The organism is Polynucleobacter sp. (assembly GCF_018500155.2).
Taxonomy (GTDB): domain Bacteria; phylum Pseudomonadota; class Gammaproteobacteria; order Burkholderiales; family Burkholderiaceae; genus Polynucleobacter.
Genome location: NZ_JAHBAK020000050.1, coordinates 1 through 12,975, shown reverse-complemented (window position 1 = coordinate 12,975; position 12,975 = coordinate 1). Strand labels below are relative to the sequence as shown.

Here is a 12,975-nt window from a genome sequence, read left to right as displayed (position 1 = left end):
AGGCCAGGATCTAAGCTAAAAGGCGCTCTAATGCTTTTGCCTGAGCCTCAGGCTCATAGGCTTTTAAAACTCTAGGGAAGCGGGCCTTTAGCATGCCGACATTGGCCTGCAAGATTTCACGCTTAACCAATAAAAGCTGGCTGAAGTGCATTGAGAAGTCAGTCAAACCCATCGCTAGAAGCAGCTTCGTTAAAGTCGGATCACCCGCCATCTCACCACAAACAGCGATTGGTACATTTGCACGTTTTGCTTGATCAATGATGTTTGCCATCAAATTCAAAATTGCTGGGTGCAGCGGATCATACAGATGAGCGACTGCATGATCTGCACGATCAATCGCTAAGGTGTACTGAATCAAATCATTCGTTCCAATAGACAAAAAATCAAAACGATCAATAAACAAAGGTAAAACTAAAGCAGCAGCCGGTATTTCAATCATGGCGCCGATCTGTATGTTTGGATTAAACGACTGACCGCGCTGTATTAATTGTTGCTTTGCTTTTTCAATCAACCGGAAGGTTTCATCTATCTCTTTAGCATGCGCCAACATCGGAATCATAATGCGCGCTTGACCATGAGCAGATGCTCGCAAAATTGCCCGCAATTGGGTAAGAAAAATTTCTGGTTCAGTTAATGACCAACGAATAGCGCGAAGGCCCAAGGGTGAAGTACCAGTCTGGGAAACATCGCTACCGCCAGCACCCAAAGCCTTATCCGCGCCAACGTCGATCGTTCTAATATTCACCGGTAAACCGTACATTAAATCAACTACGCGACGATACTCTTGATATTGCTGCTCTTCATCAGGTAACGCTTGCTTGCGATCCATGAATAAAAATTCAGATCGAAATAAACCGACGCCTACAGCACCTAGCTTTACCGCTTGCTCCGCATCTTCTGGCAATTCGATATTGGCAAATAATTCAATATCTACTCTATCCAAAGTTTCAGTTTTTGCATGCTTTAATTGCTGCAACTTGCGAGCTTCTTTGCTCACTTGAGTCTGTAACTTACGATACTCGGCCAACAACTGCTCATCAGGCGCCACTACCACAACGCCCTGCTCGCCATCGAGAATCAACCAATCCCCATGACGAATCATTTCACTGGCATGACGCACCCCAACAACAGCGGGTATTTCCATGCTACGAGCAACAATGGCGGTGTGAGATGTCTTGCCGCCTAGATCTGTCACAAACCCAATAAATGCATGCTCTTTAAAGCGCAGCATATCGTGAGGGGCAATATCGTGAGCCACAATAATGGACTCCACTTCCATATCACCTGAAGGTAAAAATTCAGTTTCTGGATGCGAGCCTTTTTGAGCATTGAGCGCCTTAATAACGCGCTCAGCAACCTGACGAATGTCATTGGCACGCTCTTTTAAATAAGGATCTTCAATCTCTGCAAATTGCTCTAGTAGGTCATTTAACTCTGTGGTCAAAGCCCATGCGGCATTTAATCTTTGAGTGTGAATCAGCTTGATCGGCTTCTCTGCCAAAGCAGGATCTGCCAAGATGAGAGCGTGAACATCCAAGAATGCACCCATCTCCTGAGGAGCATCTTTGGGTAATGCCATTCGCAATTGATCTAATTCAAGGCGGACTTGTTGGAAAGCATCTAAGAGTTTTTGGGCCTCTGCTTGTTCTTTTCCAGGCTCAACTAAGTAATGACTTACTTCTAAGGCTGCACGAGATATCAAAACTGCTTTGCCAATAGCAATGCCCTTGGATACCGGGATTCCGTGCAAAGCAAAAGTCATGCTTACTCGCCCTCTCCAAAGCGATCATTGATTAATGCCGTTAAGGCCTCCATAGCCTCGTCCGCTCTTTCTCCAACCGTCTCTAAGGTTACGGTACTACCAATTCCAGCTGCTAACATCATGACGCCCATAATGCTCTTGGCATTAATTTGACGCCCATTTCGTGACAAAAATATTTCACAAGGAAACTGTGCCGCCAATTGGGACAACTTTGCTGATGCCCTGGCATGCAGGCCTAACTTATTAATAATCTCAATCTCTGCAACCGGCATTACTTTCTCCGCTTTTTGCCATCATTGTTGATCTATTCCTGATCTACTTTCACACCCAAACGCAAAATGCCATGCTGTCCACCAGCAAGGGCTTTTTTAGCAATCTCTTCTAAATCCTCTCCGCGATGGGAAATGCAACGCATCAACATCGGGAGATTTAAACCTGCCAACACAATTACTGGTGCATTTAATCCAGAAAGTGGCCCCAAAGTCTCAAGCTTGGTTGCCACATTGGCTGGTGTTGCGCCCATCACATCCGTCAATATTAAGACCCCATTCCCCGCATTTACGCCATATGCTGCCTTCAGAACGCGATCGAAACTCGCCTTAATGTCTTCGTGAGGTGGAATATCTACTGCCCTTACACGCTCTGGCACCAATCCAAATGTATGCTCAGCAAAACTTAACATTGCGCTAGCAATAGGAGTATGTGCAACGATTACGATTCCAGCCATGTTATGACAATGTCCTCTCGAGGGCCTTCAACCAAAACTGCGGAACATCAAAATTACTTTGCGCAGTAATTTCAACAAAACAAGTGGGGCTAGTGACATTAATCTCCGTCAGATAGCCACCAATTAAATCTAATCCCACTAAGAATAAACCGCGCTGGTTCAAAATGGGAGCCAATTTTTCAGCCACTTTTCTCTCGCTAGCACTCAGAGGCATAGCTACCCCTTTACCCCCCGCCGCCAAATTGCCACGAATTTCGCTGCCCTGAGGAATGCGCGCTAAAGCAAAAGGCACAACCTCGCCACCAATGAGTAATACACGTTTATCACCCTGCGCAATTTCAGGTAAAAAACGTTGAACCATCAGCGTTCTCGAACCATTCTCACCCAAGGTTTCAATAATGCTGGCAAGATTAAGACCATCAGCGCCCACTCGAAACACGCCCATGCCGCCCATACCATCTAGGGGTTTAATCACAATATCCTGATGGGTGCGATGAAAATCTTCCACAGCACTAAGCTCGCGCGTGACCAATGTGGGCGGAATGAGCTCTGGAAATTCAGTGATAGATAATTTTTCAGAGTGATCGCGCACTGCGCCAGGGTCATTAATGATCTTTGCTCCTTGTCTTTGTGCTGCTGACAAGAGCCATGTTGTATTCAAATATTCAATATCAAATGGCGGATCTGTTCGCATGAGAACCGCTGTAAATGTATTGAGCGCTCGTGTTTCGATTGCACCTAACTCAAACCAAGAAGAATGGCTAGGTAAAAGTCTTAAAGATTGGCAATCGGCAACTACTGCATTCTCTTTCCAGAGGATATTGCGACTTTGACAGAACCAAAGTTGGTGACCAGCCTCTTGTGCAACCCGCATCATCGCTAGAGTGGAATCTTTCTGAATCTTGAAAGATTCCAAAGGGTCAGCAATAAATAGAAGCTCCATATTTGACTATCAAATTAAGAAGATGATTACGCTATTTCCATATCGGGATCGGTTCTCTCAAGCTCTAGAGAGGCAGCCAACAGAGCCAAACGGGCCACTACACCATAGAGATAGAAACGATTCGGCGCTGCGCTACCAGGCTTTGCCCCTAAATCTGGCATTGAATTTTGCTCAAAAGCCAATGGCACAAAATGCATGCCCGGAGCATTGAGATTTTCATCGGGGCCGCGATCGGTATGAACACGATAGAACCCGCCGATGACATAACGGTCAATCATATAAACGACTGGTTCAGCAACCGCTTCGTTCACTTTCTCAAAGGTATAAACACCTTCTTGAATTAGCACGTCACTAACTTCTAAACCTTCTTTCACAACACTCATCTTGTTGCGGTCTTTACGATTGAGCCCCTTTAGTTGCGCTGGATCGTTTACAACCATGACGCCCATGCCATACGTTCCTGCATCAGCCTTCACAACCGCATATGGCTTTTCTTTGATGCCATATTCGCGGTATTTCTTAGCCGTCTTTTTCAAAACTTGCTCAACCGCCGCCTGCAACTCTTCCTCACCTTTGCGCTCATGAAAATTAATATTAGAGCAACTGGTGAAGTATGGATTAATCATCCACTGATCGATATCAACGACTTTGGCAAATTTCTTGGCCACCTCCTCGTAGGCAGCAAAATGATTAGACTTGCGACGTACATGCCACCCAGCATGGAGCCCTGGCAGTAAATATTGCTCATGCAGGTTTTCTAAAATTGGCGGAATACCTGCAGATAAATCATTGTTGAGCAAAATTGAGCAAGGATCAAAATCTTTCAAACCCAAACGTTGCTTTTTTAGACCTAAACGAGATAAGGGCTCCATCAATAGACGATTGCCATCTGGCAACTCAATCCAAGTAGGTTTTTTAATATCGTCAGAAAAAGTACCCAGGCGGACATTCAGTCCCGCTTGTCGCAAGATAGAAGAAAGGCGCGCAATGTTTTGCAGATAAAAAGTATTGCGAGTGTGACGCTCAGGAATCAGCAACAGATTTTTTGCCTCTGGGCAGATTTTCTCAATCGCGGCCATTGCAGCCTGAACTGCTAAAGGCAACATCTGCGGCGAGAGATTATTAAACCCTCCAGGGAATAAGTTGGTATCTACTGGGGCTAATTTAAAACCCGCATTACGCAGATCTACTGAGCAGTAAAAAGGCGGGGTATGTTCTTGCCATTCAAGCCTAAACCAGCGCTCTATAGTTGGGGTTGCTTCAAGGACCTTTGACTCCAATTCGAGCAAAGGACCGCTAAGGGCTGTAATGAGATGTGGGACCATGTTCCCATTGTAAGATTATTAAAAGAAAAACGCGGGATCCTGAGATCCCGCGCTGGAAACTAGACAGCCTATAGGCCGCCTAATGAGGGGTTAATCGAAAGATTAAGACTCGTATGCAGACTCACCATGTGAGCTGATATCCAAGCCTTCGCGCTCTTCTTCCTCTTTCACGCGTAAGCCAATCACAATATCAACCAGTTTGTAGGCGATAAACGCTACAACGCCAGACCAGATCAATGTCGTTGCTACTGCTTGAAATTGGATCCAAACTTGTGAGGCAATAGAGTAGTCAGGGGTAACCGCATTAGCCACATAGTCCCAAACTCCTGTGCCGCCTAATGCTGGATCAGCAAATACACCGGTCAACAATGCACCAGAAATACCGCCTACGCCGTGGACACCAAACACATCCAAGCTATCGTCAGCGCCAAGGATTTTCTTAAGGCCAGTCACGCCCCAGTAGCAAACGATGCCAGCAATCAAACCAATGATCAAGGCACCAACTACACCAACGAAACCTGCTGCAGGAGTTACTGCAACCAGACCTGCAACTGCTCCAGATGCTGCACCTAAGATTGAAGGCTTTTTCTTGAAAATCCATTCAACCAAAGTCCATGTCACTACTGCAGCTGCGGTTGCGAGCAATGTATTGACGAATGCCAATGCTGCGCCACCACTTGCCTCAAGAGCAGATCCAGCATTAAAGCCAAACCAACCCACCCACAATAAAGATGCACCAATCCATGTGAATGTCAGGTTATGTGGCTTCATCGCTTCTTTACCGTAACCGATACGCTTACCAACGACATAGGAGCCAACTAGACCAGCAATAGCAGCGTTGATATGTACTACAGTACCGCCAGCAAAATCCAGAGCGCCTTTTTGGAATAACCAGCCAGATGCTGCAACTGCTTTTTCTGCTGCAGCCGCATCCGTAAATGCATCAGGACCAGGCCAGAACCAAACCATGTGAGCAATCGGTAGGTAGCTAAAGGTAAACCAAATGATCGCAAATAAGAGCACAGCAGAGAACTTCACACGCTCTGTAAATGCACCAATGATCAACGCGACAGTAATTGCAGCAAATGCACCTTGGAAGGCTGCAAAAGCAAATTCTGGAATTACTACACCTTTGCTAAATGTTGCTGCAGCAGTATCTGGGGTAATGCCAGCCAAGAATAACCTGTCAAAGCCGCCAAAAAATGCTCCCCCTTCTGTAAAGGCAATGCTGTATCCATAGATGGACCACAACACAATAATGAGCGAAAAGATCACTAGAGTCTGCGCCAGTACAGAAAGAATATTTTTACTGCGTACTAAACCGCCGTAGAACAAACCTAACGCAGGAATGGTCATCATGATGACCAATGCGGTACTGATCAGTATCCATGCGGTATCAGCCTTATTGCACTTTTCAGAGCAAAGAATAGGCGCAGGCTCTGCCGCAGCTGGTGTAGCCGCTGGAGCAGTTACTGCTGGTTTTTTAGCCTCATCAGCAGCATGTGCTGGTGAAGTGGCTATCACACCGGTAGCGCCAATAGCTAAAGCCATCGCTCCACCAGCTACGAGTCGTTTCATCCAAGTTAACATTTTGAACCTCTCTTTAAAGTGCTGAAGCACCGGTTTCACCGGTACGAATACGTATGACATGCTCGACGGGTGAGACAAAAATCTTGCCATCACCAATCTTGCCTGTGCGTGCTGATTTTTCAATTGCTTCAATCGCACGCTCTAAGATGCCATCTTCAACAGCAGCTTCAATTTTTACTTTCGGTAAAAAATCAACAACATACTCAGCCCCACGATACAACTCAGTGTGACCTTTCTGACGACCAAAGCCTTTCACTTCAGTAACGGTAATGCCCGAAACTCCCACTTCCGAGAGAGCTTCGCGCACTTCGTCAAGCTTGAATGGCTTGATGATTGCGGTGATTAATTTCATATGGTTCTCCGATTAGAAGTGGAAATTAGAAAGTTTTGGTGAGCGAGACGATACCTGTTGAACCACCCAAATTTTTTCCTGTTGGGCTTGAATAAGCATAGGTACTGCCACTCTTCGCCGCATTGGTGCCAATGTATGCAGCAGCAAGAGACAAACCGCCTCCAAAATCTTTAGTTAAACCAAGCTTCCAATCGGTATAGCTAGCTGTTGGAACGCCAGCAATCACATTCTGACCAGCAATCTTTTGGTAACCCACGTGTGCATTCACTGATAAACCCCAAACACCAGTGTCATAGTTCGCTGTCAAATCTGGGTAGTAAGAACCGCTAGAGTTTGCAAAGCCGAAAATGTTAGTCACTGCATATGAAAATTTCACGAAACCAGTTAAAGGGCCAAAAGTGTAGTTTTGTGCAGCGTAAATTTCAGTGGTGTTTGGATTGGTTGCACCGCTTGGCAATCCAGAAGTTGGATAGTAGTACTGGAGCACACCAAGATCCGAAGCAAAGCCTTCACCAATCAACTCTTTCTTAAAGCCTGCATAAAAGTCCATTTCGATCGGTGCTGAAACGTTGTAACCACCAGTAGTTGCAGCATCAGAAATCCAGCTAATGGTGCTGTTCCAGTTACCAATGTAGAAACCGCTTTCATGCGCGTAATCAAAGCCGCCCTGAATAGCTGGCTTAAAGTTTGTTTGAGAGATACCACGATAGCGGTAATCATTTACCACTGTAACGTTCGCTGCAATTGGGTTACCAGCTGCTTCGGAATCTTGTGGGGTGTCCGCTGCAAAAGCAGGCGTACAAACCATACCGGCTAATAAAGCTGCTGCGGCGGCTGATAATGCTGTCTTATGTAATGTTTTCATGTATTACTCCTTGTGCTCTGTTATCAAAAAGGGAAAATGCCTAATGCATGGAGTGATCATGAGGTTTGCCAAAAATGGGAATTTGCTCGAATTCACCGTAATAATGCTATAGCACCATTTTGGTGCAAATTGCTGCACCCTTCTTGTGAATTTCTGGGGATTTTGGACGTTTTATGCCTGTTACACCAATTTTGAGCACCCAAATTAAAATAAGACTCTGTGTGTTTTTTACAACTTCCAACCCTTTAGAAATGCCCACCATGCAAAAACCAGGCGAAATTTTCGAGCAAATCCAGCGTATTGCCAATGACATGCAAAACAAAGTGGGCGAAGCAATTCGCAACTCACCTGCGCAAGAAATTGAAAAAAATGTGCGCGCGATGATGAATCAAGGATTCCAAAAAATGGATCTGGTGACGCGTGAGGAATTTGAATTACAAACTAAAGTACTCGCAAAGACCAGAGAAAAACTAGAAGCACTTGAAGCAAAAGTCGCCGCCCTAGAAAAATCTCAATAAACGATTCAATAGAAGATTACGTTTTATTCTGGATGAAATTCATTAAAGAAGTTTGCGTACTCTTCTTTAGATAGCGTTGCTTTTACATCTTCAGTATTTGCTTTTGAGTTTAAAACGGATACCTGATAAATCATTATCCCCCCATTGTTACTAGGGCGAGATATCCAGCGCACTCTCATTGTTTGCAAAGCTGTGCCATTCGCTTTAAAGGCGATGAAGTAATCCTTGGTAGGCATGCGTTGATTCGCAGCAGTTTGATAGTAAGCATCCTCTGTCGAAAATTGACCTCCAGATACTTTCGCATGGTTTAGCAAATTATTCTGCAATTGCTCGAGGACACTCTGAGCCAAGTGAGATTGATTTGGCAAAATTCTCATCGAAGTAATGGAATAAATGTCGCCGTCAACCTTCACGGCATCGAGCGCCTGCTTGAGCTCTTGATCTTGAAAGGGGATTTGACGCTCTAACTTATCTGGCTTTCCCGGAAAAAGCGCAGTGTATTTTTGCTCAGGCGACTGCACTGTCCGCCAATTTAATGTCGGACTACATGCGATCAGTAGGGTAAATGCAACGAGACATACCCAAGCCTTGCATCCTGTTTTAGACAACCCCAGCTCCGTGCGCTTGCTGATCAGCATGATAGCTAGAGCGAACCATTGCGCCCACAGCAGCATGCGAGAAGCCCATTTCATAAGCCTTTTCTTCAAACATCTTGAATACATCAGGATGAACATAACGAGTTACTGGAAGATGATGACCAGAAGGTGCAAGATATTGGCCGATCGTCAGCATGTCGATATTGTGCTCACGCATATCTTTCATCACTTCAAGTATTTCTTCGTCCGTCTCTCCTAAGCCAACCATCAAGCCACTCTTAGTAGGTATGTGTGGGAAACGCTCTTTAAAATCTTTGAGTAGTTTTAAAGAGTGAAGGTAATCCGCACCAGGTCGAGCTTGTTTATATAAACGTGGAACCGTTTCCAGATTGTGATTCATCACATCTGGCAAACCTGCAGGTGCATACTCAGCAAAAATATCCAGCGCTTTGTCCAAACGCCCACGAAAATCTGGCACCAGAACTTCTATCCGCGTGCTAGGCGACAAATCACGCGACTGTCTAATGCAATCCACATAATGCATGGCGCCGCCATCTCGCAAATCATCCCGATCAACGCTAGTAATAACAACGTAATTTAACTTCAGAGCAGCGATAGTCCGAGCCAAATTTCCTGGCTCCTTTTCATCTAAAGGATCTGGTCTTCCGTGACCAACATCACAAAATGGGCAACGGCGTGTGCACTTATCACCCATGATCATAAAAGTTGCTGTGCCTTTACCAAAACATTCACCGATATTGGGACAACTTGCTTCTTCACAGACGGTGACCAATTCGTTTTCACGCAAAATCTTTTTAATTTCTGTAAAGCGAGAATTTCCTGAGGCCGCTTTTACTCGAATCCAGTCAGGCTTTTTAAGAACTTCTGCAAGAGGAACAATTTTGATCGGTATACGCGCCGTCTTTTCGCTCGACTTTTGTTTGCGAGTGGCGTCATATTCAAGATCTTGACGCTCTTGAATAGCCTGCTGGTTGTCGACCTTATTGCTTGTCATGATGGTATTAATTGTTTTTGCAGATGCGCGATGAGCTTTAGGCTGATAGAGCCCATATTGTCCCTGATCCCAAGGGTTTGCATATCCGCAGTCTTTAAACCCTCATAACCACAGGGGTGGATACGCCCAAAAGCTTCTAGATCGGTAGCTACATTTAAGGCAAGGCCATGATAAGAGCAGCTTTTTGATACCTTGAGACCTAAAGCGGCAATTTTCGCTCCATGCCATTTCTCGGCAATACCTGACTGTTTAGAAACATAAATACCCGGAGCACCAGTCTTGCGTTCAGCCTGTATCCCGTACTCTGACAAAGTGTCAATTAATGACTGCTCTATTCGCAAAACCAATTCTTTTACAAAAATTCCCAATCGCCTTAAATCAAGCAATAAATAAACCACGATTTGTCCTGGGCCATGATAGGTAATCTCACCACCCCGATCAACTTGCACCATAGGAATTTGATTCGTTGGGGAATGCAAATTACTTGCATCGCCTGCCAAACCTAAAGTAAAGACAGGTGGATGCTCTAAAACCCAAATCTCATCTGGAGTTTGACTATTACGTTCTTGCGTAAATGCACGCATAGCTTCATAGGTTGCTGCATACTCAACCAGACCAAGATTTTTTACCAGAATGGTCATGAACTCTCGTTAGAGAACAATACTCACCAACGGATGGGTTGAGAGAGTGCGATAGAGCTCATCGAGTTGCTCTCGACTTGTCGCCGTAATTGGCAATGTGATGCCCAAATAATTTCCATCCTTTGATGGCCTTTGCTCAACCTTAGCCTCATCGAACGTCGGATCAAACTGTTTCGCAATATGCACAATCGCAGGCAAATATTCAGGAATATTTTTCCCCATGACTTTGATTGGGAAGAGCGAGGGATACTCAATAAGTGATTTTTCTTCGGCCATAAGTTTTGTTTGAATGGTTTATTCTTACTTGCGGTGATCGGGCATACCCAACCAAGCACCAGTGATGATATTCCGAATGCAATGAAGTCGGCGATGAAAAAAATGGTCGGCTCCAGGCACCACTTGAACTGTCAATTCTTGTGGGCGCGCCCAATCCAATACATCAATCAAAGGAATAGTTTCATCCAATTCGCCGTGAATCAAGATCGTGTCTGTAGGCACTTGGGCTAAAGTCCATTTACCTGCAGCGCTACCCACCATCACCAAACGTTCAGCAGGACGACCAAGCTCGGCCAATCTTTGAACCAAGTGACTGCCAACAAAACTGCCAAAAGAAAAACCAGATACCACCAAAGGCAATGTATTGGCTGAATGTATCCATGACTGTGACGCAGTGGCATCAAATTGAGTCCAGCTAGAGGGGGTTTGCATCCACTCCGTCACATGCAATAGGTCCTCTAATTCGCCTACGCCATCATCATGAACTCCAGCAGTCCCACCTACCCCCCGAAAATTAGGGCGCACACTCACATAACCCAATTGATTAAATGCGCGAGCCATCGTTTGTGCAACCTTGTTATCCATCGTGCCACCCATTAATGGATGAGGATGTGCAACCAAAGCTAAACCCCGGACTGCAAATGTGGGGTCGGACTTTAATTCATCCGGGAGATCAATGGACATCTCCATTGCACCCACTATGCCCTCAATATGGATTACTTTTGTACGGCTATTCATAAACACATCCTAAAACGCAATATTTGTTAACTATCTAACTGCAGTCGCTTAACTGGGAGCCCTTTTATAAGATGAGATTGAATAATCTCTTCTACATCCTCTTGATCAACCATGGTGTACCACACACCCTCTGGATATATCACCAACACTGGACCTTGTGCGCAACGATCCAGGCATCCTGCTTTGTTAACACGGATCTTTCCGGGGCCTGCCAAACCAAGTTCTCGCACTCGATTCTTGGCGTACTCGAACAACGCAAATGCATTATGCCGATCACAACAATCATCGCCATTGCTACGTTGGTTTAAGCAAAAAAATAAATGGTGTGAGAAGCTCATACAAAAATTATATTCATCAAAGTATCGATTTCTTGCTGGTTAATTTAAAAACCATCCAAATGGTTGCTAATGGTAACCAAATGATTGAGACCCACTGCATCAACTCATTAAAGTGTAATAAGCGCCCTTGCTGCCAATAACGTAAAGTGAGAATGAAGTAAGGATTATCTGGCATGACATTAATGGCTATAGTGGCCGATACAAGACAAAAAATCGCTAAGAACTGCTTTACCGCTGTTTTCAGTTGCAATGCCCACCGTAGTAAGGCTATTGCCATAAGCATCCCCCAAAACGCCCCTGCGGTCAGCCAATTCAAACTAAATACCCAGCCAAACTGCAGGGCTGTAAATACTATTTTGATTAACACCGTAAAACCCAAGAGGCCATTCAAAATCTGCCATTGAGGTGCTTTACTTCGCATACCCAATGAAAGCAAAAGGGCTACGCCTAACCAACATAACATCGTAATCAACGTCTCTTGAAGGACATGATTCATTACCGTAGTACCCCAATCAATTGGGCCAAAGATGACATGCCCCCAAACGCCAACCCCCAACCAAGAGCTCTGCGGATAGATTTGTGACCATGGAAATAAGAGAAAAAGGGCACATATCGTCCAATTCATACCAAACCATTGGTCAAATCTTCGTCTAATCGCCGTTCCAGAGAGCCATTGCGGCCCCAAAGGAATAGCCAGCAGACCACCAAGCAAGCCACCAAATACATTGGCCCACCAATCCATCAAACTCGGTATACGAGTAGGAATCCAAGACTGTAAAGTTTCTACACCGAATGCCAATATTGCACTAAGGCCAATGGCCATACTTAAGGCAGCATAGTTACGCCAACGCGGAAAACTAGCGAATACGAGCAAAAACCCAAAAGGGATATACGCCAAAACGTTTACCAACACATCAAAAAGAGTAATAAAACGTGGCAAGGGCGCATCAAGCCAAGCCCATGCAGCAATTCCGTTCTTCAAGTCAAAATCAAATGGGTTTAGGCTGATATAAAGGATCAAAATAGCGTAAGTAAGACTCATCACTCGAGCAAGAGGCATCGCTTGCAAGGGCCAAATCAATTTACGAGGACGTTGATCATTTGCATCCATTCCACAATTCTAGGTCAGACCTTTCTACAATGGCGAAATGACTGCTAATTGCATCCTAGAACGTGTTGCTGAGACGAGATCTACCAATGATGATCTCCTAGAACGTTGGCGCGCTGGAGAGTTGATCGACCCGGTAGCGCGCATTGCCCACAAACAAACCTGTCTCTTATACACATCT

16 protein-coding genes are annotated in these 12,975 nt (G+C 45.1%); 1 reads left to right on the top strand and 15 read right to left on the bottom strand.

The genetic code is table 11. The annotated features are described in order from the left end of the window. Positions 1-10: 10 nt before the first annotated feature. From ptsP to KIH43_RS06335, 8 genes are all read right to left on the bottom strand, one after another. Positions 11-1,762, bottom strand: coding sequence for a phosphoenolpyruvate--protein phosphotransferase (gene ptsP, locus KIH43_RS06370; RefSeq protein ID WP_297718912.1), 1,752 nt, complete (start codon positions 1,760-1,762; stop codon positions 11-13). 2 nt (positions 1,763-1,764) lie between these two features. Continuing rightward, complete coding sequence (locus tag KIH43_RS06365; RefSeq protein ID WP_296967261.1) at positions 1,765-2,034, bottom strand: HPr family phosphocarrier protein; 270 nt, start codon at positions 2,032-2,034, stop codon at positions 1,765-1,767. A gap of 32 nt (positions 2,035-2,066) precedes the next feature. Beyond that, entirely contained in the window at positions 2,067-2,489 is a 423-nt protein-coding gene (locus KIH43_RS06360) for a PTS fructose transporter subunit IIA (RefSeq protein ID WP_297718909.1), read from the bottom strand. Position 2,490: 1 nt separating this feature from the next. Continuing rightward, positions 2,491-3,432 carry a glutathione synthase gene (gene gshB / locus KIH43_RS06355; RefSeq protein WP_297718906.1) on the bottom strand — a complete coding sequence of 314 codons (942 nt, stop codon included), beginning with the start codon at positions 3,430-3,432 and terminating at the stop codon, positions 2,491-2,493. Between the two features lie 26 nt (positions 3,433-3,458). Continuing rightward, the gene (gene gshA / locus KIH43_RS06350; RefSeq protein WP_297718903.1) at positions 3,459-4,757 is read right to left on the bottom strand and encodes a glutamate--cysteine ligase; all 1,299 of its coding nucleotides are present in this window, start codon (positions 4,755-4,757) and stop codon (positions 3,459-3,461) included. 102 nt (positions 4,758-4,859) lie between these two features. Continuing rightward, positions 4,860-6,347: an ammonium transporter gene (gene amt, locus KIH43_RS06345; RefSeq protein ID WP_296967836.1), complete on the bottom strand. Its 1,488-nt coding sequence runs from the start codon at positions 6,345-6,347 to the stop codon at positions 4,860-4,862. A gap of 13 nt (positions 6,348-6,360) precedes the next feature. After that, positions 6,361-6,699, bottom strand: coding sequence for a P-II family nitrogen regulator (locus KIH43_RS06340; RefSeq protein ID WP_011903792.1), 339 nt, complete (start codon positions 6,697-6,699; stop codon positions 6,361-6,363). A 25-nt stretch (positions 6,700-6,724) separates the two neighbouring features. Further along, positions 6,725-7,564 (bottom strand): TorF family putative porin, encoded by an 840-nt coding sequence (locus KIH43_RS06335; RefSeq protein WP_296967837.1) that lies wholly within the window; start codon positions 7,562-7,564, stop codon positions 6,725-6,727. Between the two features lie 260 nt (positions 7,565-7,824). Between KIH43_RS06335 and KIH43_RS06330 the strand changes: the two genes are divergently transcribed. Then, entirely contained in the window at positions 7,825-8,082 is a 258-nt protein-coding gene (locus tag KIH43_RS06330) for an accessory factor UbiK family protein (RefSeq protein WP_296967839.1), read from the top strand. Positions 8,083-8,105: 23 nt separating this feature from the next. Here KIH43_RS06330 and KIH43_RS06325 read toward each other — a convergent pair whose 3' ends face one another. From KIH43_RS06325 to KIH43_RS06295, 7 genes are read right to left on the bottom strand one after another with little or no spacing between them, the layout of a single operon-like run. After that, complete coding sequence (locus tag KIH43_RS06325) at positions 8,106-8,690, bottom strand: hypothetical protein (RefSeq protein ID WP_297718899.1); 585 nt, start codon at positions 8,688-8,690, stop codon at positions 8,106-8,108. Next, a complete protein-coding gene (gene lipA / locus KIH43_RS06320; protein WP_296967843.1) occupies positions 8,683-9,693 on the bottom strand; it encodes a lipoyl synthase in 1,011 nt (336 codons plus the stop codon). The genes KIH43_RS06325 and lipA overlap by 8 nt, the downstream gene beginning before the upstream one ends. Further along, the gene (lipB, locus tag KIH43_RS06315) at positions 9,690-10,334 is read right to left on the bottom strand and encodes a lipoyl(octanoyl) transferase LipB (RefSeq protein ID WP_297718896.1); all 645 of its coding nucleotides are present in this window, start codon (positions 10,332-10,334) and stop codon (positions 9,690-9,692) included. Before lipB ends, lipA begins: the two co-directional genes overlap by 4 nt. Positions 10,335-10,343: 9 nt before the next feature. Then, a complete protein-coding gene (locus KIH43_RS06310; RefSeq protein ID WP_296967847.1) occupies positions 10,344-10,610 on the bottom strand; it encodes a DUF493 family protein in 267 nt (88 codons plus the stop codon). 24 nt (positions 10,611-10,634) lie between these two features. Beyond that, entirely contained in the window at positions 10,635-11,348 is a 714-nt protein-coding gene (locus tag KIH43_RS06305; protein WP_296967849.1) for an alpha/beta hydrolase, read from the bottom strand. Between the two features lie 26 nt (positions 11,349-11,374). Then, the gene (locus tag KIH43_RS06300; protein ID WP_296967851.1) at positions 11,375-11,686 is read right to left on the bottom strand and encodes a ferredoxin; all 312 of its coding nucleotides are present in this window, start codon (positions 11,684-11,686) and stop codon (positions 11,375-11,377) included. Positions 11,687-11,702: 16 nt separating this feature from the next. Continuing rightward, positions 11,703-12,797: a VanZ family protein gene (locus KIH43_RS06295; RefSeq protein WP_297718892.1), complete on the bottom strand. Its 1,095-nt coding sequence runs from the start codon at positions 12,795-12,797 to the stop codon at positions 11,703-11,705. Between the last annotated feature and the right edge of the window lie 178 nt (positions 12,798-12,975).

Excerpts from the sequence above, each read along its gene's own strand:
- amt (WP_296967836.1), bottom strand. The coding sequence starts at position 6,347 with ATGTTAACTTGGATGAAACGACTCGTAGCTGGTGGAGCGATGGCTTTA.
- KIH43_RS06295 (WP_297718892.1), bottom strand. The coding sequence starts at position 12,797 with ATGGATGCAAATGATCAACGTCCTCGTAAATTGATTTGGCCCTTGCAA.
- KIH43_RS06305 (WP_296967849.1), bottom strand. The coding sequence starts at position 11,348 with ATGAATAGCCGTACAAAAGTAATCCATATTGAGGGCATAGTGGGTGCA.
- KIH43_RS06300 (WP_296967851.1), bottom strand. The coding sequence starts at position 11,686 with ATGAGCTTCTCACACCATTTATTTTTTTGCTTAAACCAACGTAGCAAT.
- KIH43_RS06310 (WP_296967847.1), bottom strand. The coding sequence starts at position 10,610 with ATGGCCGAAGAAAAATCACTTATTGAGTATCCCTCGCTCTTCCCAATC.
- gshB (WP_297718906.1), bottom strand. The coding sequence starts at position 3,432 with ATGGAGCTTCTATTTATTGCTGACCCTTTGGAATCTTTCAAGATTCAG.
- gshA (WP_297718903.1), bottom strand. The coding sequence starts at position 4,757 with ATGGTCCCACATCTCATTACAGCCCTTAGCGGTCCTTTGCTCGAATTG.
- lipB (WP_297718896.1), bottom strand. The coding sequence starts at position 10,334 with ATGACCATTCTGGTAAAAAATCTTGGTCTGGTTGAGTATGCAGCAACC.
- ptsP (WP_297718912.1), bottom strand. The coding sequence starts at position 1,762 with ATGACTTTTGCTTTGCACGGAATCCCGGTATCCAAGGGCATTGCTATT.
- KIH43_RS06360 (WP_297718909.1), bottom strand. The coding sequence starts at position 2,489 with ATGGCTGGAATCGTAATCGTTGCACATACTCCTATTGCTAGCGCAATG.
- lipA (WP_296967843.1), bottom strand. The coding sequence starts at position 9,693 with ATGACAAGCAATAAGGTCGACAACCAGCAGGCTATTCAAGAGCGTCAA.
- KIH43_RS06365 (WP_296967261.1), bottom strand. The coding sequence starts at position 2,034 with ATGCCGGTTGCAGAGATTGAGATTATTAATAAGTTAGGCCTGCATGCC.
- KIH43_RS06335 (WP_296967837.1), bottom strand. The coding sequence starts at position 7,564 with ATGAAAACATTACATAAGACAGCATTATCAGCCGCCGCAGCAGCTTTA.
- KIH43_RS06330 (WP_296967839.1), top strand. The coding sequence starts at position 7,825 with ATGCAAAAACCAGGCGAAATTTTCGAGCAAATCCAGCGTATTGCCAAT.
- KIH43_RS06340 (WP_011903792.1), bottom strand. The coding sequence starts at position 6,699 with ATGAAATTAATCACCGCAATCATCAAGCCATTCAAGCTTGACGAAGTG.